The 20,447-nt window shown below is 70.7% G+C and carries 21 protein-coding genes; 18 read left to right on the top strand and 3 right to left on the bottom strand.

Annotated elements, in window-relative coordinates; all coding sequences use genetic code 11:
- Positions 1-12 precede the first annotated feature (12 nt).
- The 17 genes from rpmE (at position 13) to LRS74_RS10130 (ending at position 15,542) form a co-directional block, all read left to right on the top strand.
- Complete coding sequence (gene rpmE, locus LRS74_RS10210) at positions 13-237, top strand: 50S ribosomal protein L31 (RefSeq protein ID WP_144381539.1); 225 nt, start codon at positions 13-15, stop codon at positions 235-237.
- Between the two features lie 113 nt (positions 238-350).
- Positions 351-1,430 (top strand): peptide chain release factor 1, encoded by a 1,080-nt coding sequence (gene prfA / locus LRS74_RS10205; protein ID WP_277740704.1) that lies wholly within the window; start codon positions 351-353, stop codon positions 1,428-1,430.
- 112 nt (positions 1,431-1,542) lie between these two features.
- Positions 1,543-2,388, top strand: coding sequence for a peptide chain release factor N(5)-glutamine methyltransferase (gene prmC, locus LRS74_RS10200; RefSeq protein WP_144381541.1), 846 nt, complete (start codon positions 1,543-1,545; stop codon positions 2,386-2,388).
- Between the two features lie 74 nt (positions 2,389-2,462).
- Complete coding sequence (locus LRS74_RS10195; RefSeq protein WP_277740703.1) at positions 2,463-3,110, top strand: L-threonylcarbamoyladenylate synthase; 648 nt, start codon at positions 2,463-2,465, stop codon at positions 3,108-3,110.
- Positions 3,107-3,760, top strand: coding sequence for a protein-tyrosine-phosphatase (locus LRS74_RS10190; RefSeq protein ID WP_277740702.1), 654 nt, complete (start codon positions 3,107-3,109; stop codon positions 3,758-3,760). Before LRS74_RS10195 ends, LRS74_RS10190 begins: the two co-directional genes overlap by 4 nt.
- A gap of 282 nt (positions 3,761-4,042) precedes the next feature.
- Positions 4,043-5,347 (top strand): serine hydroxymethyltransferase, encoded by a 1,305-nt coding sequence (gene glyA, locus LRS74_RS10185; protein ID WP_277740701.1) that lies wholly within the window; start codon positions 4,043-4,045, stop codon positions 5,345-5,347.
- A gap of 99 nt (positions 5,348-5,446) precedes the next feature.
- On the top strand, positions 5,447-6,790 hold the full coding sequence (locus tag LRS74_RS10180; protein ID WP_277744687.1) for an MraY family glycosyltransferase: 1,344 nt from the start codon (positions 5,447-5,449) through the stop codon (positions 6,788-6,790).
- 313 nt (positions 6,791-7,103) lie between these two features.
- Entirely contained in the window at positions 7,104-7,559 is a 456-nt protein-coding gene (locus LRS74_RS10175; RefSeq protein WP_277740700.1) for a hypothetical protein, read from the top strand.
- Between the two features lie 263 nt (positions 7,560-7,822).
- Positions 7,823-8,632, top strand: coding sequence for a F0F1 ATP synthase subunit A (gene atpB, locus LRS74_RS10170; RefSeq protein WP_186318854.1), 810 nt, complete (start codon positions 7,823-7,825; stop codon positions 8,630-8,632).
- Positions 8,633-8,713: 81 nt separating this feature from the next.
- Complete coding sequence (locus LRS74_RS10165; protein WP_144381546.1) at positions 8,714-8,959, top strand: F0F1 ATP synthase subunit C; 246 nt, start codon at positions 8,714-8,716, stop codon at positions 8,957-8,959.
- A 41-nt stretch (positions 8,960-9,000) separates the two neighbouring features.
- Positions 9,001-9,561 (top strand): F0F1 ATP synthase subunit B, encoded by a 561-nt coding sequence (locus LRS74_RS10160; protein WP_144381547.1) that lies wholly within the window; start codon positions 9,001-9,003, stop codon positions 9,559-9,561.
- Positions 9,558-10,373 carry a F0F1 ATP synthase subunit delta gene (locus tag LRS74_RS10155; protein WP_277740699.1) on the top strand — a complete coding sequence of 272 codons (816 nt, stop codon included), beginning with the start codon at positions 9,558-9,560 and terminating at the stop codon, positions 10,371-10,373. Before LRS74_RS10160 ends, LRS74_RS10155 begins: the two co-directional genes overlap by 4 nt.
- Positions 10,374-10,514: 141 nt before the next feature.
- Positions 10,515-12,086, top strand: a complete 1,572-nt coding sequence (atpA, locus tag LRS74_RS10150; protein WP_144381549.1) for a F0F1 ATP synthase subunit alpha — start codon at positions 10,515-10,517, stop codon at positions 12,084-12,086.
- Positions 12,087-12,088: 2 nt separating this feature from the next.
- A complete protein-coding gene (locus LRS74_RS10145) occupies positions 12,089-13,003 on the top strand; it encodes a F0F1 ATP synthase subunit gamma (protein WP_277740698.1) in 915 nt (304 codons plus the stop codon).
- A 5-nt stretch (positions 13,004-13,008) separates the two neighbouring features.
- Positions 13,009-14,451, top strand: a complete 1,443-nt coding sequence (gene atpD, locus LRS74_RS10140; protein WP_144381551.1) for a F0F1 ATP synthase subunit beta — start codon at positions 13,009-13,011, stop codon at positions 14,449-14,451.
- A 143-nt stretch (positions 14,452-14,594) separates the two neighbouring features.
- A complete protein-coding gene (locus LRS74_RS10135; RefSeq protein ID WP_277740697.1) occupies positions 14,595-14,972 on the top strand; it encodes a F0F1 ATP synthase subunit epsilon in 378 nt (125 codons plus the stop codon).
- A gap of 120 nt (positions 14,973-15,092) precedes the next feature.
- Entirely contained in the window at positions 15,093-15,542 is a 450-nt protein-coding gene (locus LRS74_RS10130) for a DUF2550 domain-containing protein (RefSeq protein ID WP_277740696.1), read from the top strand.
- A 112-nt stretch (positions 15,543-15,654) separates the two neighbouring features.
- Here LRS74_RS10130 and LRS74_RS10125 read toward each other — a convergent pair whose 3' ends face one another.
- The 3 genes from LRS74_RS10125 to LRS74_RS10115 all read right to left on the bottom strand — a co-directional run bounded on the left by LRS74_RS10125 (position 15,655) and on the right by LRS74_RS10115 (position 19,656).
- Complete coding sequence (locus LRS74_RS10125; RefSeq protein WP_277740695.1) at positions 15,655-17,526, bottom strand: glycoside hydrolase family 18 chitinase; 1,872 nt, start codon at positions 17,524-17,526, stop codon at positions 15,655-15,657.
- Positions 17,527-17,704: 178 nt separating this feature from the next.
- The gene (locus tag LRS74_RS10120; protein ID WP_277740694.1) at positions 17,705-18,400 is read right to left on the bottom strand and encodes a response regulator transcription factor; all 696 of its coding nucleotides are present in this window, start codon (positions 18,398-18,400) and stop codon (positions 17,705-17,707) included.
- Positions 18,397-19,656: a histidine kinase gene (locus LRS74_RS10115; protein WP_277740693.1), complete on the bottom strand. Its 1,260-nt coding sequence runs from the start codon at positions 19,654-19,656 to the stop codon at positions 18,397-18,399. The genes LRS74_RS10120 and LRS74_RS10115 overlap by 4 nt, the downstream gene beginning before the upstream one ends.
- 175 nt (positions 19,657-19,831) lie before the next feature.
- On the opposite strand from LRS74_RS10115, the gene LRS74_RS10110 reads away from it, so the two are divergent.
- Entirely contained in the window at positions 19,832-20,416 is a 585-nt protein-coding gene (locus tag LRS74_RS10110; RefSeq protein WP_277740692.1) for a hypothetical protein, read from the top strand.
- Positions 20,417-20,447 lie beyond the last annotated feature (31 nt).

Here is a 20,447-nt window from a genome sequence, read left to right as displayed (position 1 = left end):
CTAGGAGAAACCTTGAAGCGCGACATCCACCCGGAGTACGTCGAGACGCAGGTCAGCTGCACCTGTGGCGCCTCGTTCACCACCCGTAGCACCCTCGCCGAGGGCACCATCCGTGCCGAGGTCTGCTCCGAGTGCCACCCGTTCTACACGGGCAAGCAGAAGATCCTCGACACCGGTGGCCGCGTGGCGCGGTTCGAGGCCCGCTTCGGCAAGAACGCCGGGTCCGCCAAGAAGTAGCGACCCACATCGCGCCGGTCTTCGGTCGTCCAGGTGTGCCTGGGCGACCGGACCGGCGCTTTGTCGTCCGGCAGACCCGTCCCCGCTTGACCCTTCCACGCTGAGGAAACCCGATGTTCGAGGCAGTCGAAGAACTGATCGGCGAGCACGCCGACCTGGAGAAGCGGCTCGCCGACCCCGCCGTGCACGCGGACCAGGCGGCAGCCCGCAAGCTCAACAAGCGCTATGCAGAGCTGACCCCGATCGTCGGCACCTACCGCTCCTGGAAGCAGACCGGGGACGACATCGAGACCGCGCGCGAGCTCGCGGCCGACGACCCCGACTTCGCCGCCGAGGTGAAGGAGCTGGAGGCGCGGCGCGAGGAGCTCACCGACAAGCTGCGGCTGCTGCTGGTGCCGCGCGACCCCAGTGACGACAAGGACGTCATCCTGGAGGTCAAGGCGGGCGCCGGCGGCGACGAGTCGGCGCTGTTCGCCGGCGACCTGCTGCGGATGTACCTGCGGTACGCCGAGCGCGCCGGTTGGAAGACCGAGATCATCGACGCCACCGAGTCCGAGCTGGGCGGCTACAAGGACGTGCAGGTCGCGGTGAAGGTCAAGGGCAACCCGGAGCCCGGCCAGGGCGTGTGGGCCCGGCTGAAGTACGAGGGCGGGGTGCACCGCGTGCAGCGCGTGCCCGCCACCGAGTCCCAGGGCCGCATCCACACCTCCGCCGCCGGCGTGCTGGTCACCCCGGAGGCCGAGGAGGTCGACGTGGAGATCAACCCCAACGACCTGCGGATCGACGTCTACCGCTCGTCGGGCCCCGGCGGCCAGTCGGTCAACACCACCGACTCGGCGGTGCGTATCACGCACCTGCCCACCGGCGTCGTCGCCTCCTGCCAGAATGAGAAGAGCCAGCTCCAGAACAAGGAGCAGGCGCTGCGCATCCTGCGATCCCGGCTGCTGGCCGCCGCCCAGGAGGAGGCGGAGCGGGAGGCCGCGGACGCCCGCCGCAGCCAGGTCCGCACCGTTGACCGCTCCGAGAAGATCCGCACCTACAACTTCCCGGAAAACCGGATCTCGGACCACCGGGTCGGTTTCAAGGCGTACAACCTGGACCAGGTGCTCGACGGCGAGCTGGACGCCGTGATCCAGGCGTGCGTGGACGCCGACTCCGCCGCCAAGCTCGCCGCCGCGGGCGACGCGAGCTGAGGCATCACGCCGACAGGCGCAGACAGGCTCTGACAGGCTTGGCCTCGACGAAGCCGCCCGGACCGGGCGGCACCGGCGAGCTCGGCCGTGACGACGACGGGAGAGGACCAACGTGAATCTGCTGCTCGCAGAGGTGGCCCAGGCCACCCAGCGGCTGGCCGACGCCGGCGTGCCCTCCCCGCGCTTCGACGCGGAGGAGCTCGCCGCCTTCGTGCACGGCGTCAAGCGGGGTGAGCTGCACCTGGTCGCCGACGCCGACTTCGACGCCCGGTACTGGGAGGCCGTCGCCCGCCGCGAGGCCCGCGAACCGCTCCAGCACATCACCGGCCGCGCCTTCTTCCGCTACCTGGAGCTCCAGGTCGGACCCGGCGTCTTCGTGCCCCGACCGGAGACCGAGTCGGTGGTCGGCTGGGCCATAGACGCGGTGCGCGCGATGGACGTCGTGGAGCCGCTCATCGTGGACCTGTGCACCGGCTCCGGCGCGATCGCGCTGGCCCTGGCCCAGGAGGTGCCCCGGTCCCGGGTGCACGCCGTGGAGCTGGACGAGGGCGCCCTCCAGTGGGCCCGGAAGAACATCGAGGGCAGCCGGGTGCAGCTGCACCACGGCGACGCGCTCGGCGCGCTGCCCGAGCTGGACGGCCAGGTCGACCTGGTCATCAGCAACCCGCCGTACATCCCGCTGACCGAGTGGGAGTACGTCGCCCCCGAGGCCCGCGACCACGACCCGGAGCTGGCGCTGTTCTCGGGCGAGGACGGCCTCGACACCATCCGCGGCCTGGAGCGCACCGCCCACCGGCTGCTGCGCCCCGGCGGTGTGGTCGTCATCGAGCACGCCGACACCCAGGGCGGCCAGGTGCCCTGGATCTTCACCGAGGAGCGGGGCTGGGCCGACGCGGCCGACCACCCCGACCTCAACAACCGGCCCCGGTTCGCCACGGCGCGGAGGGCCATGCCGTGACGGAGACCCCAGCACCGCCGGCCGGGTCACGCCGCGCGGAGGAAACAATGGCCACGTACGAGGAGGACCGCTAAATGGCACGGCGTTACGACTGCAGCGACGCGACGGACCGGAAGACCGGTCTGCGCGAGGCCGCGTCCGCCGTCCGCCGGGGCGAGCTGGTCGTGCTGCCCACCGACACCGTCTACGGGGTCGGCGCGGACGCCTTCAACGCCGAAGCCGTCGGCGACCTGCTGGAGGCCAAGGGACGCGGCCGGGGCATGCCCTCGCCGGTCCTGGTCGGCTCCCCGAACACCCTGCACGGTCTGGTCACCGACTTCTCCGAGCAGGCGTGGGAGCTCGTGGACGCCTTCTGGCCCGGCGCGCTGACCCTGGTCGCCAAGCACCAGCCGTCGCTGACCTGGGACCTCGGTGAGACCCACGGCACGGTCGCGGTGCGGATGCCGCTGCACCCGGTCGCCATCGAGCTGCTGACCGAGTTCGGCCCGATGGCCGTCTCCAGCGCCAACCTCACCGGGCACCCGTCCCCGCAGGACTGCGACGCCGCCCAGGAGATGCTCGGCGACTCCGTCTCCGTCTACCTGGACGCCGGGCCGACGCCGGCCGCCGTGCCCTCCTCGATCGTCGACGTCACCGGCAAGGTGCCGGTCCTGCTGCGCGCCGGCGCGCTCACCGCGGAGCAGCTCCGCGAGGTCGTACCCGACCTCGAGGTGGCCAATTGACAGCCCCTGACGAGGGGCGTGGCATAGCGGGACCCCGCATCGACGACGCCTTCCGCATCCTCCACGTCAGCACCGGAAACGTGTGCCGCTCGCCCATCACCGAGCGGCTGACCCGGCATGCCCTCACCCACCGGCTCGGCGCCTCCGCCGCCGGCGGGCTGATCGTGGAGAGCGCCGGCACCTGGGGACACGAGGGCGCGCCCATGGAGGCCCACGCCGCGACCGTGCTCTCCGACTTCGGCGCCGACCCGGCCGGCTTCATCGGCCGCGAACTGCTGGACGAGCACGTCATCCGCGCCGACCTCGTGCTGACCGCCACCCGCGACCACCGCGCCCAGGTCATCTCGATGGGACACTCCGCGGGTCTGCGCACCTTCACGCTCAAGGAGTTCAACCGGCTGGTGCGGGCCATAGACCCCGCCACCCTCCCGGACCCGGAGGACAGCGGCGGTGTCGTGGCGCGCGCCCGCGCCCTGGTGCAGGCCGCCGCCGCGCTGCGCGGCTGGCTGCTCGCCCCGAGCGAGGAGGCGGACGAGGTCCACGACCCCTACGGCGCGCCGATCACGTACTTCCGGTCCATCGGTGACGAGATCAACCAGGCGCTGGACCCCGTGGTCACGGCCCTGACGGGGGTCCCGGCCGGCGCCTGAGCGCTCCGCGGGACGTGCCGTGACGGGCCGTCGCTCGTCTGCGGGCCGTCGTGGACGGTCGCGCCCGCGCGGCGGAGCCGCACACGTCACGGCCCCGCGCCCCTTCAGGGCGCCGCCGAACCGCGGCCGACGTCACGGGCCGCGCCGTCCGGGGCCGGAGGCCGGGGTCCGCGGCGTGGCGCGTCGAAGGCGCCTGAGCGGCCCTCTGCCGCGCCGTCGCGCCGCGACCGGCCTACATTGGGGGTGACGCCGTCCCCTTCCTCCCAGAGGCTGTGAGTACGTATGGCCGTCACCCCCGCGCCCGCGAGGGGAGGCACCGGCCGCCTCTCCTGGGTGCCCGATCTGGACGTGCTGCGCCGGGTGGACCCCGAGGTCGCGGACGTGCTCCTGGGCGAGGCGCAGCGACAGCGCAGCGGACTCCAGCTGATCGCGGCGGAGAACTTCACCTCACCCGCGGTGCTCACCGCGCTGGGCTCCCCGCTGGTCAACAAGTACGCGGAGGGGTACCCCGGCGCGCGGTACCACGGCGGGTGCGAGGTGGTGGACCTCGCGGAGCGGATCGCGGTGGAGCGCGCCCAGGGGCTGTTCGGCGCCCCGCACGCCAACGTCCAGCCGCACTCCGGCTCTTCGGCGGTGCTCGCCGCCTACGCGGCGCTGCTGCGGCCCGGGGACACGGTGCTGGCGATGGGACTGCCGCACGGCGGCCACCTCACCCACGGCTCGCCGGCCAACTTCTCCGGCCGCTGGTTCGACTTCGTCGGCTACGGCGTCGACCCGGTCACCGGCCTGATCGACTACGACCGGCTGCGCCGGCTGGCCCGCAAGCACCGCCCCAAGGCGATCGTCTGCGGCTCGATCTCCTACCCCCGCCACCCGGACTACGCCGCCTTCCGCGACATCGCCGACGAGGTGGGGGCCTATCTGATCGCCGACGCCGCGCACCCCATCGGCCTGGTGGCCGGCGGCGCGGCGCCCAACCCGGTGCCGTACGCGGACGTGGTGTGCGCCACCACCCACAAGGTGCTGCGCGGCCCGCGGGGCGGGTTCCTGCTCTGCGGCGCGGAGCTCGCCGACCGCATGGACCGCGCCGTCTTCCCCTTCACCCAGGGCGGGGCGCAGATGCACACCGTGGCGGCCAAGGCGGTCGCCTTCGGGGAGGCGGCGACCGCCGGTTACGCCGCGTACGTCCATCAGGTGGTGGCCAACGCCCGGGCGCTGGCCGAGGCGCTCGCCGACGAGGGGCTGGCGATCACCACCGGCGGCACCGACACCCATCTGATCACCGCGGACACCGCACCGCTGGGTGTGGACGGGCACGTGGCCCGCGGCCGCTGCGCCGCGGCCGGCATCGTGCTGGACCTCTGCGCGGTGCCGGGGCCCGAGGAGCCGGGAGGCTGTGCCATCGGCATCCGGTTGGGCACCGCCGCGGTGACCACCCAGGGGATGGGCGAGACCGAGATGGAGCGGATCGCCAAGCTCCTGGTGGCCGCCCTGCGCGAGGGGCGGGTGCGGGAGGAGGTGGCCGAGCTGACGTCCGGGTTCCCGCCGTACCCGGACGGTCCGACCGTCGCGGAGGCAACCGTTTGACCGGCAGGCGTGTCTCGATGAGTGCACGCTGACGACGTGCGCGCGAGGCCGCGGCCCGGGCGAGGATATGGTGTGGGGCTGTGATGGCCAGCGATACCTCTGGGGCAGCCTGTGCGTGAATACCTGCTGACTCTGTGCGTCACGGCCGCGGTCACCTACCTGCTGACCGGGCCGGTTCGGAAGTTCGCCATCGCCGCCGGCGCGATGCCGGAGATCCGCGCCCGTGACGTGCACCGCGAGCCGACGCCGCGGCTGGGCGGGATCGCCATGTTCGGCGGGTTGTGCGCGGGCCTGCTGGTCGCCGCGCATCTGACCAACCTCAACGAGGTCTTCGAGCTGTCCAACGAGCCGCGCGCGCTGCTCTCCGGCGCCGGGCTGATCTGGCTGCTGGGCGTGCTGGACGACAAGTGGGGCGTGGACGCGCTGATCAAGCTCGGCGGTCAGATGATCGCCGCGGGCGTGATGGTGCTCCAGGGTCTGACCATCCTCTGGCTTCCGGTGCCCGGCATCGGCACCGTCTCGCTCACCCCCATGCAGGGCACCCTGCTGACGGTGGCGCTGGTGGTCATCACCATCAACGCGGTCAACTTCGTGGACGGCCTGGACGGCTTGGCCTCCGGAATGGTGTGCATCGCCGCCGCCGCGTTCTTCATGTACGCCTACCGGATCTGGTTCGGCTACGGCCTGGAGTCGGCCGCCCCGGCGACGCTGTTCGCCGCCATCCTCATGGGCATGTGCCTGGGCTTCCTGCCGCACAACATGCACCCCGCGCGGATCTTCATGGGCGACTCCGGGTCGATGCTGATCGGCCTGGTGCTGGCCGCGGGCGCCATCTCCATCACCGGCCAGGTGGACCCGGACGCGATGAAGCTGTACTACGACGGCTCGGAGCGCGCCGCCGTGCACGCCACCGTCCCGGTCTACATCCCGCTGCTGCTGCCGCTCACCGTGATCGCGGTGCCGGTCGCCGACCTGATCCTGGCGATCGTGCGGCGCACCTGGCGCGGGCAGTCGCCGTTCGCGGCGGACCGCGGCCATCTGCACCACCGACTGCTGGAGATCGGCCACTCGCACAGCCGGGCCGTGCTGATCATGTACTTCTGGTCGGCGCTGATCGCCTTCGGCGCGGTGGCCTTCTCGGTGAACTCCACCAGCATGTGGATCGTGCTGACGATCGTGATGCTCAGCGCGGTGGGGCTGGTCCTGCTGCTGCTGCCGCGGTTCACCCCGCGGGCGCCACGCTGGGCCGAGCGGTTCGTGCCGCCGCGGTACCGCCGGTCCGCCCGGAGCGCGGCCGTCGAGGTCGAGTCGGCGCCCATCGTTACCGAACCGGAAGCGTCGTCCGAGGCGTCGGAGCGGACGCCGGTGCCGGCCGGCGCGCACGGGGCCACCGCCGTCGGGGACCGCTCGCGGTTCTCGCACGGGCCCAAGATCGGTGCCTGAGCGTCACCCGTAGGACACCCTTCGCCAGGCCGTTCGCCGGCCCCGAGCTCCTCCGCCGGGTTCGACTCGGCGCATAGCAGAGAACTCTTCGCACGTCAGAGTCCTGATCAGGCTTTAACTCTCCCGTGTGACTGGCAGCACACCAACTAGGTAAAGACCTCATCAAATAGTTTGTGATACCGTTCACTAAACCCGGTGCTAGAGCCGAAAGACCGTAGTGCGGCGGTCTTTCGCGGCGAGATCCCTCTCGATCCCGGGGATACGCTCGTCCACGACGATTCGTTGCATCCGACTCTCAGCCGGAGAACCCTTCATGCAGTCCAACGACGCCCGAACGCTCCTGAATTGCGCCGTGCCCACCGCCATCACCGGTGGTGTCGCCGTCGCTGTCAGCTCGGTGCTCGCCGGCGGCGAAGGGGCGGTGGGGGCCGCTTTCGGCACCGCCATCGCGGCCGCTTTCATGGCGATGGGCGTGGTGGTGCTGGAGCAGACCGCCAAGCGGTTTCCGCACCTGTTCCAGTCCATGGGGCTGGCCCTCTTCGTCGTGCAGTTCCTGCTGATGGCCGTCGTGCTGTCGGTGTTCCAGAACACCTCGCTGTTCAACACCCGCGCCTTCGCCTTCTCCCTGCTGGCCGCGACCCTGGTGTGGGTCGCCGCCCAGGCGCGTTCCCACATGAAGGCCAAGATCTTCTACGTGCAGCCGGAAGCCGAGGATGAACGGACCTCCGGCGGGGCGAAGAACGCCTCGCCCGCCGGGTCCCCGTCGTGATCAGTAGGGCCGGTATAAGGGCGTCCGCGCTCACCTGCTATCGTCCGGTGCCATCTGAGACACAGCGGGCGCAGGTAGCCGAACCCCCCAGTTTTCCGGGACGGAATCGGCGCCCATGCAGCTGATGTCCGACAAGCACCTCGGCCTCGTGCCGACCAGCCGCACCCCCACCCGTAAGACCAGTCCAGTGCCGTTCCGTGGCCGTCCGCCGCGCCGACACAACGAGGTTGCCGTACCCATGCGCCACGCTGAAGGAGCTCGCGGTGAGTTCTGACCAGACGCTCGCCTTCGAGACCGATTGCCACATCTTCGATGGGTGCGGCTTCCCGGCCCCAGGGCTTCACTCGTTCACGTTCGACCCGATCTTCACCGTCGGCGGCTTCGAGTTCAACAAGCCGATGCTGCTCGCGCTGCTGGGCACGATCGTCGTCGTCGGGTTCTTCTGGGCGGCCTTCGGCCGCGCCAAGGTGGTGCCGGGCAAGCTGCAGATGGTCGGTGAGGCGGGCTACGACTTCGTGCGCCGCGGCATCGTCTACGAGGCCCTGGGCAAGAAGGAGGGCGACAAGTACGTCCCCCTCATGGTCTCGCTGTTCTTCTTCGTATGGATCCTGAACCTCTGGTCCATCATCCCGGTCGCGCAGTTCCCGGTGTCCTCGATCATCGCCTACCCGGTGGCGCTCGCCGCGATCGTCTACATCCTGTGGATGAGCGTGACCTTCAAGCGCCACGGCTTCGTCGGCGGCCTGAAGAACATCACCGGGTACGACAAGTCGCTGGGCGGCGTGCTGCCGCTGGTCATGGCGCTCGAGTTCCTCTCCAACGTGTTCGTGCGGCCGTTCACCCACGCGGTCCGGCTCTTCGCCAACATGTTCGCAGGCCACGTCCTGCTGCTGATCTTCACCATCGCCAGCTGGTACCTGCTCAACGGGATCGGCATCGCGTACGCCGGCGTCTCGTTCGTCCTGGTGATCCTGCTGACCGCGCTGGAGCTGTTCATCCAGGCCCTGCAGGCGTACGTCTTCGTCCTCCTGGCCTGCAGCTACCTCCAGGGCGCGCTCGCCGAGCACCACTGAGCCCGAGCAGCCACCCCCAGACCCCACTAGCCGTCCGGTGGCCAACCCCCACCGGTCCGTGAAAGAGAAGGAAGAAACGGCATGTCCGCTCTCCAGACCCTCGCCGCAGTCAACATCCAGGGCAACCTCGGTGCCATCGGCTACGGCCTTGCGGCGATCGGCCCCGGCGTCGGCATCGGCATCATCTTCGGTAACGGCACCCAGGCCATGGCCCGCCAGCCCGAGGCCGCCGGTCTGATCCGCGCCAACCAGATCCTCGGCTTCGTCTTCTGTGAGGCGCTCGCCCTGATCGGTCTGGTCATGCCGTTCGTCTACCCGGTCGACTGACCTAGGCGTACGAACAGCCGATTCCGACGAAAGGCACTGATGTGAACGCCCTGGTACAGCTGGCGTCCGAGGGGGAGGCCGAGAACCCCCTCCTCCCGCCGATCCCAGAGCTTGTCATCGGCCTGATCGCCTTCGCTATCGTCCTCTTCTTCCTCGCCAAGAAGCTCCTCCCGAACATCAACAAGGTTCTGGACGAGCGCCGTGAGGCGATCGAGGGCGGCATGGAGAAGGCCGAGGCCGCCCAGGCCGAGGCGCAGCAGGTTCTCGAGGACTACCGGGCCCAGCTCGCCGACGCCCGTCACGAGGCCGCCCGGATGCGCCAGGAGGCGCAGGAGCAGGGCGCCGCGCTCATCGCCGAGATGCGCGCCGAGGGGCAGCGGCAGCGCGAGGAGATCGTCGCCGCCGGCCACGCCCAGATCGAGGCCGACCGCAAGCAGGCCGCCGCCACGCTCCGCCAGGACGTGGGCAAGCTCGCCACCGACCTGGCCGGCAAGCTCGTCGGCGAGGCGCTTGAGGACTCCGCCCGGCAGGGCCGGGTCATCGACCGATTCCTCGACGAGCTCGAGGCGAAGGCCGAGGAGAAGGTCGAGGCCGCCCGATGATGGGAGCCAGCCGCGAGGCACTGGCCGCCGCACGCGAGCGCTTCAACGCGCTGACGGACAACACCTCCGTCGACGCGGCGAAGCTCGCCGAGGAGCTGGCCTCCGTCACCGCGCTGCTCGACCGCGAGGTCTCGCTGCGCCGGGTCCTCACCGACCCGGCGCAGACCGGCGAGGCCAAGGCCGAGCTGGTCGCGCGGCTGCTGGGCACCCAGGTGGGCGGCGAGGCCGTCGATCTGGTCTCCGGCATGGTCCGGTCCCGCTGGTCGCAGTCGCGCGACCTGGTGGACGCGCTCGAGGAGCTGGCGGCCAGCGCCGACCTGGTGTCCGCGCAGCGCCGCGGCACCCTCGACGACGTCGAGGACGAGCTGTTCCGGTTCTCCCGGATCGTCGCCTCCTCGACCGAGCTGCGGGCCGCGCTGACCGATCGCGCGGTGAGCGGTGAGGCCAAGGCCGAGCTGCTGAGCAGGCTGCTGGGCGGCCGGGCCAACCCGGTGACCGAGCGGCTCGTGGTCCGCCTTGTGGCTCAGCCGCGTGGCCGTAGCCTGGAAGCGGGCCTCACCGCCCTCTCCAAGCTGGCCGCGGAGCGTCGCGACCGGGTGGTCGCCGTGGTCACCTCGGCGGTTCCGCTCAGCGACCGGCAGCGGGAGCGGCTGGGCGCGGCCCTGGCCAAGATCTACGGCCGTCAGGTGCACCTGAACCTGGACGTGGACCCCGAGGTCCACGGCGGAGTGCTGGTGCGCATCGGCGACGAGGTCATCAACGGCACCATCGCGGACCGTCTCGCAGAGGCGTCGCGGCGGATGGCCGGCTGACGCAGCCACCAACTCAACAAGCATGTAAGCGGCCCGAGTTGGGCCGACGCAGTCCTGGGGGCCCGCGGCGCATCGCCGCGGGGGCAGGCCCCAGACCCCCCAGAAACACTTCGGGCCCAACAAGGAGAGCAGGGAACCCAGATGGCGGAGCTCACGATCCGGCCGGAGGAGATCCGGGACGCGCTGGAGAACTTTGTCCAGGCGTACAAGCCGGACGCGGCCTCGCGCGAGGAGGTCGGTACGGTCAGCGTTGCCGGCGACGGCATCGCGAAGGTCGAGGGTCTGCCCTCGGCCATGGCGAACGAGCTGCTGAAGTTCGAAGACGGGACGCTCGGTCTCGCCCTCAACCTCGAGGAGCGCGAGATCGGTGCGATCATCCTCGGCGAGTTCAGCGGCATCGAGGAGGGTCAGCCGGTGCAGCGCACCGGTGAGGTCCTCTCCGTCGCCGTAGGCGAGGGCTACCTGGGTCGCGTCGTCGACCCGCTCGGCAACCCGATCGACGGCCTCGGCGAGATCGAGACCGAGGGCCGCCGTGCGCTGGAGCTCCAGGCTCCCGGCGTCATGGCCCGTAAGTCGGTCCACGAGCCGATGGAGACCGGCCTCAAGGCCGTCGACGCGATGACCCCGATCGGCCGCGGCCAGCGCCAGCTGATCATCGGTGACCGCCAGACCGGCAAGACCGCCCTGGCGATCGACACGATCATCAACCAGCGCGACAACTGGCGTTCCGGCGACCCGGACAAGCAGGTCCGCTGCATCTACGTCGCCGTCGGTCAGAAGGGCTCCACCATCGCGTCCGTGCGCGGCGCGCTGGAGGAGGCCGGCGCCCTGGAGTACACGACGATCGTCGCGGCTCCGGCGTCCGACCCGGCCGGCTTCAAGTACCTCGCCCCCTACACCGGCTCGGCCATCGGCCAGCACTGGATGTACCAGGGCAAGCACGTTCTGATCGTCTTCGACGACCTCTCGAAGCAGGCCGACGCCTACCGCGCCGTGTCCCTGCTGCTGCGCCGCCCGCCGGGCCGTGAGGCCTACCCGGGTGACGTCTTCTACCTGCACTCCCGGCTCCTGGAGCGCTGCGCCAAGCTCTCCGACGAGATGGGCAAGGGCTCGATGACCGGCCTGCCGATCGTCGAGACCAAGGCGAACGACGTCTCGGCGTTCATCCCGACCAACGTCATCTCCATCACCGACGGCCAGTGCTTCCTGGAGTCCGACCTGTTCAACGCGGGCCAGCGCCCGGCGCTGAACGTCGGTATCTCGGTCTCCCGTGTCGGTGGCTCCGCCCAGCACAAGGCCATGCGTCAGGTCTCCGGTCGCCTCCGTGTCGACCTGGCCCAGTACCGCGAGCTGGAGGCGTTCGCCGCCTTCGGTTCCGACCTGGACGCGGCCTCGAAGTCGGCGCTGGAGCGCGGTAAGCGCATGGTCGAGCTGCTGAAGCAGGGCCAGTACGCCCCGTACTCCACCGAGGACCAGGTCGTCTCCATCTGGGCCGGCACCACCGGCAAGATGGACGACGTTCCGGTCGAGGACATCCGCCGCTTCGAGCGCGAGCTGCTGGACTACCTGCACCGCGAGCACAAGGGCCTGATGACCTCCATCCGCGAGGGCGCCAAGATGTCGGACGACACCCTGCAGGCCGTCGCCGACGCCATCGCCTCCTTCAAGCGGCAGTTCGAGACCTCGGACGGCAAGCTGCTGGGTGAGGGCTGAGCATGGGCGCCCAGCTTCGGGTCTACAAGCGCCGCATCAAGACCATCACCGCCACCAAGAAGATCACCAAGGCGATGGAGATGATCGCCGCGTCGCGGATCGTCAAGGCGCAGCGCAAGGTCGCCGCCTCGACCCCGTACGCGACCGAGCTGACCCGCGCGGTGACCGCGGTGGCGACCGGTTCCACCACCAAGCACCCGCTGACCACTGAGGCGGAGGCCCCGACGCGGGCCGCGGTACTGCTCATCACGAGCGACCGCGGTCTGGCCGGCGGCTACTCCTCCAACGCCATCAAGGCGGCCGAGCAGCTCACCGAGCGGCTCGTCGCCGAGGGCAAGGAGGTCGTCAACTACGTCGTCGGGCGCAAGGGTGTGGCGTACTTCAGCTTCCGTGGCCGTGCGATCACGGAGTCGTGGACCGGCTTCACCGACAACCCGTCGTACGCGGACGCCAAGGCGATCGGCGCCCCGCTCATCGAGGCCGTGACCAAGGAGACCGCCGAGGGCGGCGTCGACGAGCTGCACATCGTCTTCACCGAGTTCGTCTCGATGCTGACGCAGGCGCCGACCGACCGTCGGCTGCTGCCGCTCAGCCTCGACGAGTCCACGGCGGAGACGGAGAAGAAGGGCGAGCTGCTGCCGCTCTTCGACTTCGAGCCGTCGGCCGAGGATGTCCTCGACGCTCTGCTGCCCCGGTACGTCGAGAGCCGCATCTACAACGCCCTGCTGCAGTCGGCCGCCTCCGAGCACGCCGCCCGCCGCCGGGCGATGAAGTCGGCGACCGACAACGCCGAGGAGCTCATCAAGTCGCTCACGCGGCTTGCCAACGCGGCCCGCCAGGCCGACATCACCCAGGAAATCAGCGAGATCGTCGGTGGCGCCAGCGCCCTGGCCGACGCGACCGCGGGGAGTGACTGAGAGTTATGACCACCACTGTTGAGACGGCCGTCGCCACGGGCCGCGTCGCCCGGGTCATCGGCCCGGTCGTCGACGTGGAGTTCCCCGTCGACGCGATGCCGGAGATCTACAACGCCCTGACCGTCGAGGTCGCCGACCCGGCCGAGGAGGGCAAGAAGAAGACGCTGACCCTCGAGGTCGCGCAGCACCTCGGTGAGGGCGTCGTCCGCGCCATCTCCATGCAGCCCACCGACGGTCTGGTGCGCCAGGCCGTGGTGACCGACACCGGCGACGGCATCACCGTCCCGGTCGGCGACTTCACCAAGGGCAAGGTGTTCAACACCCTCGGTGAGGTGCTGAACGTCCCGGAGACGAACGGCCAGGAGTCCGAGCGCTGGGCGATCCACCGCAAGGCCCCGAAGTTCGAGGACCTCGAGTCCAAGACCGAGATGTTCGAGACCGGCCTGAAGGTCGTCGACCTTCTCACCCCGTACGTCAAGGGTGGAAAGATCGGTCTGTTCGGTGGCGCGGGTGTGGGCAAGACCGTCCTCATCCAGGAAATGATCATGCGTGTGGCCAAGCTGCACGAGGGTGTTTCCGTGTTCGCCGGTGTCGGTGAGCGCACCCGTGAGGGCAACGACCTCATCCAGGAGATGGAGGAGTCCGGCGTTCTCGACAAGACCGCGCTGGTCTTCGGCCAGATGGACGAGCCCCCGGGCACCCGTCTGCGCGTCGCCCTGGCCGGTCTGACCATGGCGGAGTACTTCCGCGATGTGCAGAAGCAGGACGTGCTGTTCTTCATCGACAACATCTTCCGCTTCACCCAGGCCGGTTCCGAGGTCTCCACCCTGCTCGGCCGCATGCCGTCCGCGGTGGGTTACCAGCCGAACCTGGCCGACGAGATGGGCCTCCTCCAGGAGCGCATCACCTCGACCCGTGGTCACTCGATCACCTCGATGCAGGCGATCTACGTCCCCGCGGACGACCTGACCGACCCGGCGCCGGCGACCACCTTCGCCCACCTGGACGCGACCACCGTTCTGTCGCGTCCGATCTCGGAGAAGGGCATCTACCCGGCGGTGGACCCGCTGGACTCCACCTCCCGGATCCTGGACCCGCGCTACATCTCGCAGGACCACTACGACGCGGCCTCCCGCGTCAAGGGCATCCTGCAGAAGTACAAGGACCTCCAGGACATCATCGCCATCCTCGGCATCGACGAGCTCGGCGAGGAGGACAAGCTGGTCGTCCACCGCGCCCGTCGTGTGGAGCGCTTCCTGTCGCAGAACACCCACGCGGCGAAGCAGTTCACCGGTGTCGACGGTTCGGACGTTCCGCTGGACGAGTCCATCGCGGCGTTCAACGCCATCTGCGACGGTGAGTTCGACCACTTCCCGGAGCAGGCCTTCTTCATGTGCGGTGGCCTTGAGGACCTCAAGAAGAACGCCAAGGAGCTGGGCGTCTCCTAAGGTCCGGTGCTCCTCGGCCCCGTGTTCGAGGAGCCCTGAGCCTGCGTGAGAGGGGCGGGCCGCGTCCCGCCCCTCTCCGTACGCCCGTTATTCTTTGACCCAACACCCGTCATGTCCGGCGGGTGGAGACCCGAGGAGCCACGTTGGCTGCTGAGCTGCACGTCGAGCTGGTCGCGGCGGACCGGAGTGTCTGGTCCGGCGAGGCCACCTTGGTCATCGCGCGCACCACATCGGGTGACATCGGCGTCATGCCCGGCCACCAGCCGCTGCTCGGTGTGCTGGAGTCCGGCCCGGTGACCATCCGTACCAGCGACGGCGGGACCGTCGTCGCCGCGGTGCACGGTGGCTTCATCTCGTTCGCGGACGACAAGCTCTCGCTGCTCGCGGAGATCGCGGAGCTGTCCGACGAGATCGATGTCGAGCGCGCGGAGCGGGCGCTGGAGCGAGCCAAGTCGGAGGCGGACGCCGCCGCCGAGCGGCGCGCCGAGGTTCGCCTGGTCGCCGCGACGGGCGAGCGCTGAGCCCGCCGCTGACAGTCCAGATCCTCAGCCGCGGATCGCGCTGGAATTCTCCAGGGCGGTCCGCGGCTGAGGCGATATACAGGTGCGGTTTTTCCGGATGACGCGAGGAGGTCGGTGAAGATGGTCCTCGCTCTGCTCGTGAGCGGCGTGGTCGTCGCGCTCGTACTGGTGGGACTCTTCGTCTTCGGCCTGCGGCGACGGCTGATCCAGCGGTCCGGCGGGACGTTCGACTGCAGTCTGCGCTGGAACGCCCCGGAGGTCGACTCCGACCCCAGCGGCAAGGGCTGGGTGTACGGGGTCGCGCGCTACAGCGGTGACCGGATCGAGTGGTTCCGCGTGTTCTCCTACGCTCCCCGGCCGCGCCGGGTGCTGGAGCGCTCGTCCATCGAGGTGCTGGAGCGCCGTACGCCCAAGGGCGAGGAAGAGCTCGCACTGCTGTCCGACGCCGTGGTGCTCGCCTGTATGCACAGCGGTACGCGGCTGGAGCTGGCGATGAGCGAGGACGCGCTGACCGGCTTCCTGGCCTGGCTGGAGGCGGCGCCTCCCGGGCAACGCGTCAATGTGGCTTAGGTGAGAAGCGCCCCTGGACGGAGTCCGGGGGCGTTCTTGTCGCGGTCAGGGGAGGCCGGGGAGGCGGGGGCGACACCGCCTCCCCGGCCGGTTTCATGGCCGGGCTTCCGGGTTACCGGAGGCCGTTGCTGACGGCGGTCGCCAACTCACCGCCCGCGGTGTCGCCGCTGAACTCCCAGTAGAAGGCGCCGCGCAGGCCCTGGGACTTCACATAGTTCATCTTTCCGGCGATGGTGGCCGGGGTGTCATAGCTCCACCACTCGCTGCCGCAGTGCGCGTAGGCGGTGCCGGCGACGGTGCCGCTCGGGGCGCAGCGGTCCTTGAGGTCCTTGTAGTCCTCGATGCCCGTCTCGTACCTGCCGGGCGCCGGTCCGGTGGCCGTGCCGCCGGGCTCCTTCTGGGTGACGCCGGTCCAGCCGCGGCCGTAGAAGCCGACCCCGAGGTTGAGCTTGCTGCCCGGGACGCCCTTGGCCTTCAGCTTCTGGATCGCCGCGTCGGAGTTGAAGCCCTGCTGCGGGATGCCGTTGTACGAGGTGAGCGGCGAGTGTGGGGCCGTGGGGCCCTTGGCCGCCCAGGCGCCGAAGAAGTCGTACGTCATGACGTTGTAGAAGTCGACGTACTGCGCGGCGCCGGCGTAGTCGGCCGCGTCGATCTTGCCGCCGGAGGAGGCGTCGGCGGTGATCGCGGCGGTGACCAGCTTGTTCCCGAACTTGGCGCGCATCGCCTGCGCCATGTTCCGGAACGCCGCCGGGCCGCTGGTGTCGCAGCTCAGACCGCAGGCGTTGGGGTACTCCCAGTCCAGGTCGATGCCGTCGAAGAGCCCGGCCCAGCGCGGGTCGTTGACCAGGTCGTAGCAGGACTGGGCGAACGCCGCCGGGTTCTGCGCGGCCTGGCCGAAGCCGCCGGACCAGGTCCAGCCGCCGAAGGACCACAGCACCTTGATGTGCGGGTACTTCGCCTTGAGCTTCTTCAGCTGGTTGAAGTTGCCGCGCAGCGGCTGGTCCCAGCTGTCGGCCTTGCCGTCCACGCTCTCCTCGGCCTTGTACGCCCGGTCGTACGCGGCGTAGCCGTCGCCGATGGTGCACCTGCCGCCCTGGACGTTGCCGAAGGCGTAGTTGATGTGCGTGATCTTCGACGCGGTGCCGCTGCTGACCAGGTTCTTCACGTGGTAGCCGCGGCCGTAGACGCCCCATTCGGTGAAGTAGCCGAGCTTCACCTTGTCACCGGGGCCGGGGCCGGGACCCGGGCCGGGGTCTCCGCCGGTGGTGCGGACGGCGGTGGCGCCGCTGGCGGGGCCGGTCTGGTCGGCGGTGTCGCGGGCCCGGACGGTGTAGCTGTAGTCGGTGCCGGCGGTCAGCCCGGTGTCCGTGTGCGAGGTGGTGGTGACCGTGGCGACCTTGGTGCCGTCGCGCAGCACGTCGTAGTTCTTGACGCCCTTGTCGTCGGTGGCGGCCGACCAGCTCAGCTTCACCGAGGTGTCGGCGACACTGCTGGCGGTGGGCGCTCCGGGGGCCGTCGGCGGCGCGTCGCCGGGTGGTGAGCCGCCGTCGCAGGAGCCGCCGTTGAGCGTGCAGCCGCTGGGGGAGCCGGATCCGGTGCCGTTGAAGCCGAAGGTGACGGAGGCGCCGGGGGCCAGGGTGCCGTTCCACCCCTTGTTCCTGGCGGTCCAGTGGCCGCTTCCGCCGGTCACGTCGGCGTCCCAGGAGGAGGTGACGGTGGTGCCGGCGGGGAAGTCCCACTCCACGGTCCAGCCGTTGAGGGTGGTGGTGCCGGTGTTCTTCACCGTCCAGCGCCCCTCGAAGCCGCCGCCCCAGTCGGCGGCCTTCGAGTAGGTGGCGGTGGCGGACTCCGCGGCGTGCGCGGGGGCTGCCGAGGCCAGGCCGACGAGGGTCGCCAGGGGGAGGAGAAACGCGGCGAGGGCCGCGGTCGCTCTGTGCCGTGGGGGTCGTGGGGGTGTGGTGCGTATGGAGGTTCCTGAACTCACGGGTGCTCCTCGTACGGGGGGGTCGGGTAGTACGGGGGAACCTGCGCCGCCCGGTGAGCGAGCGTGTCGTGGGGGTGCTCACCGCAGTGTTCAGGGAGCGTAGAAAGGTCTGGACCATCGGTCAAGAGGTCTGGACCAGAGAAACGGATGGGCCTGCCGGGGCGTCAGCCGCGGGGGATCACAGGCCCAACTCCTGTGCCAGCACCGCCGCCTGCACCCGACTGCGCAGCTCCAGCTTGCCCAGCAGTCGGCTGACATGGGTCTTGACGGTGGCCTCCGCCATCACCAACCGGCGCCCGATCTCGGCGTTGGACAGGCCCTGCCCCAGGCACACCAGCACCTCGCGCTCACGCCGGGTCAGCGCCTCCAACACGGCGGGGTCGGCCCCTCCCGCGGACCGCGCCGCCGGCTGCGGGCGGGCGAACTCGGCGATCAGACGGCGGGTCACGGCGGGGGAGATCAGGCCCTCGCCGCGCGCCACCGTGCGTACCGCCTGGACCAGGTCGGCCGCCTCGCTGTCCTTGAGCAGAAAGCCCGCCGCGCCGGCGCGCAACGCGCCGAAGACATACTCGTCCAGGTCGAAGGTGGTCAGCACCAGCACATCGGCGAGCCCCTCGGCGACCACCTGGCGGGTGGCCGAGACGCCGTCCAGCCGAGGCATCTGGATGTCCATCAGCACCACGTCCGGCCGCAGCTCGCGCGCCAGCCGCACCGCCTCCTCGCCGTCGGCGGCCTCGCCCACCACCTCGATGCCGGGGGAGGAGCGCAGGATGAGCACCAGCCCGGCGCGCACGGCGGACTGGTCCTCGGCGACCAGCACGCGCACCGGTCCGGCCGCGGGCTCAGTGAGCTCAGCGGGCTCCGTCATCATCATGGTGTCGTCTCCTCATCCACCGGCAGAACCGCCGTGACCTGCCAACTCCTGGTGTGCCCCGCAGCGGTGGCGACGGGCCCCGCGGTGAACTCGCCGCCCAGCAGCGCCACCCGCTCCTCCATGCCGAGCAGCCCGGAGCCCGAACCGGGAGCCGAGGGGCCGGGCCGGTCGCCGTAGGCGCTGGTGACCTGGACCCGCAGCCCTCCGTCCGCGTGGCCGAGGGTCACCAGCACCTCGCCCGGCCCCGCGTGCTTGACGGCGTTGGTCAACGACTCCTGCACGATGCGGTAGGCGGCCAGCTCCACCGGCGTCGGCAGCGGGGGCGCCGTGGGGGAGCGTTCGTCACACAGGGTGAACTCCAGCCCGCCCGCGGCCTCGCCCGCCCGCCGCGCACCGCCCGTCTCGCCCGAGGCGCTGCGTGCCGCCTCGGCGGTGGTCCGGGCCCGTTCCAGCAGCGCGTCCAGCCCCTCCAGCGTGGGCGCGGCGGCCGGCTCGGCCTCGGCGCCCGCGTCGCGCAGCAGCCCGATCAGCCGGCGCATCTCGGCCAGCCCCTGGACGCTGTTCTCCCGGATGACCCCGAGCGCCTCCCGGGTCGCCGTGGGCTCGTCGATGGAGAGCGCGGCGGTGGAGTGGATGGCGATCGCGGAGAGGTGGTTGGCCACCATGTCATGCAGCTCCCGCGCCATCCGGGCGCGTTCGGCCTGGACCGCCTGGGTGCGGTCCATCTCGGCCAGCAGCGCCGTCTGTTCGGCGCGCAGCTTGGCCGCCTCGGCCGCGTCCCGGTGGTTGCGGATGATCGCGCCGGTCCAGGCCGGGGCCACCGTGAGGACCCCGGTGCCGACGCCGAGGAGCAGCGCCTCGGGCTGGCGGAAGATCGCCAGGGGTACGACGGCCGCCAGCACGGTGAGCAGCTCGGAGGTGCGGGGGAGCCGCCGGGCCAGGGACGGGCTGCCGTACAGCACGGCCGCGTACATGAGGTCGGTGAACATCACCATGTTCGCGATCAGCCCGCGGGTACAGAGATCCAGGGCCAGCGCGAGCGTGCCGATGGTCAGCGCGGTGTGCGGGGCGGTGCGGCGCAGCAGTTCGGCGCCGCACATGGCGAGGAGCGCGATCAGGACGGTCCAGCCGGGCAGCTCCAGCAGCATCGGACCGTTGGTCAGCCCCAGCCCCAGCAGGATCAGCCCGCCGAGCAGCCCGGCTATGGCGATCAGCACGTCGTCGCGGTGGGGGCGGGCGGGGCGGCGCAGCTGCATGGGTCCATCTCAGCACGTCGGACGGGTGCGGACCTCCCCGCGCGGGTGGGCGTGGGGCGCGGGCGGTACATCGAAGGATGCAGTCCGGATTCCTCTACGGAGACGAGGCGGCGGGCCGGCGGGCGCGAGACGGTTGGGGGGTGCACGACGGACGAGAGAGTGGGAGGACGGCGTCGTGATCGTCACGCTGATCGTCATCTGCGAGGTCGGCTTCTGGGTGCTGCTGGCCGGTGGCCTGGCGTTGCGCTACCTGGCGAGGATGCCCCGGGCGAGCGTGGCGGTGCTGCTCTGCGAGCCGCTGCTGGAGCTGACGCTGCTGATGGTGACCGCCGTCGACCTGAAGAACGGCGCCGAGCCGGACTTCAAGCACGGACTCGCCGCGGTCTACATCGGCTTCACCGTCGCCATGGGCCATCGCGTGATCAAGTGGGCCGACGTCCGCTTCGCCCACCGCTTCGCCGGCGGCCCGCCGCCGGCCGCGAAGCCGAAGTACGGCCGGGAGCGGATGGCGTACGAGTGGCGGGAGGCCGGCCGCTGGATGCTCGCCTGCGCCATCGCCATCGCGCTGCTCCAGACCGCCGTCTGGTACGTCGGGGGGGACGGGGAGACCGGCTCGCTGCGCCAGTGGCAGATCCGGATGCTGTTCGTCATGGGCATCAACGCGGCGATCGCGCTGAGCTACACCCTGTGGCCCAAGTCCGCCCCGCCCTCCGCGACCACCGCGACCGGCTCCGAGGACCGGTCCCGGACGCTTCTCTGACGACGCGCCCCGGGGCGGGTGGGACGGCCGG

This window comes from Streptomyces sp. LX-29, assembly GCF_029541745.1.
GTDB lineage: Bacteria > Actinomycetota > Actinomycetes > Streptomycetales > Streptomycetaceae > Streptomyces.
The sequence above is the reverse complement of the archived record's forward strand: the minus strand, read 5'-3'. Positions and strand labels throughout refer to the sequence as shown.

What these genes read in the sequence shown, in the direction of transcription:
- prfA (WP_277740704.1), top strand. Translation starts at nt 351, where the DNA reads ATGTTCGAGGCAGTCGAAGAACTGATCGGCGAGCACGCCGACCTGGAG.
- LRS74_RS10195 (WP_277740703.1), top strand. Translation starts at nt 2,463, where the DNA reads ATGGCACGGCGTTACGACTGCAGCGACGCGACGGACCGGAAGACCGGT.
- glyA (WP_277740701.1), top strand. Translation starts at nt 4,043, where the DNA reads ATGGCCGTCACCCCCGCGCCCGCGAGGGGAGGCACCGGCCGCCTCTCC.
- LRS74_RS10175 (WP_277740700.1), top strand. Translation starts at nt 7,104, where the DNA reads ATGCAGTCCAACGACGCCCGAACGCTCCTGAATTGCGCCGTGCCCACC.
- LRS74_RS10165 (WP_144381546.1), top strand. Translation starts at nt 8,714, where the DNA reads ATGTCCGCTCTCCAGACCCTCGCCGCAGTCAACATCCAGGGCAACCTC.
- LRS74_RS10155 (WP_277740699.1), top strand. Translation starts at nt 9,558, where the DNA reads ATGATGGGAGCCAGCCGCGAGGCACTGGCCGCCGCACGCGAGCGCTTC.
- atpA (WP_144381549.1), top strand. Translation starts at nt 10,515, where the DNA reads ATGGCGGAGCTCACGATCCGGCCGGAGGAGATCCGGGACGCGCTGGAG.
- LRS74_RS10145 (WP_277740698.1), top strand. Translation starts at nt 12,089, where the DNA reads ATGGGCGCCCAGCTTCGGGTCTACAAGCGCCGCATCAAGACCATCACC.
- atpD (WP_144381551.1), top strand. Translation starts at nt 13,009, where the DNA reads ATGACCACCACTGTTGAGACGGCCGTCGCCACGGGCCGCGTCGCCCGG.
- LRS74_RS10130 (WP_277740696.1), top strand. Translation starts at nt 15,093, where the DNA reads ATGGTCCTCGCTCTGCTCGTGAGCGGCGTGGTCGTCGCGCTCGTACTG.
- LRS74_RS10120 (WP_277740694.1), bottom strand. Translation starts at nt 18,400, where the DNA reads ATGATGATGACGGAGCCCGCTGAGCTCACTGAGCCCGCGGCCGGACCG.
- LRS74_RS10115 (WP_277740693.1), bottom strand. Translation starts at nt 19,656, where the DNA reads ATGCAGCTGCGCCGCCCCGCCCGCCCCCACCGCGACGACGTGCTGATC.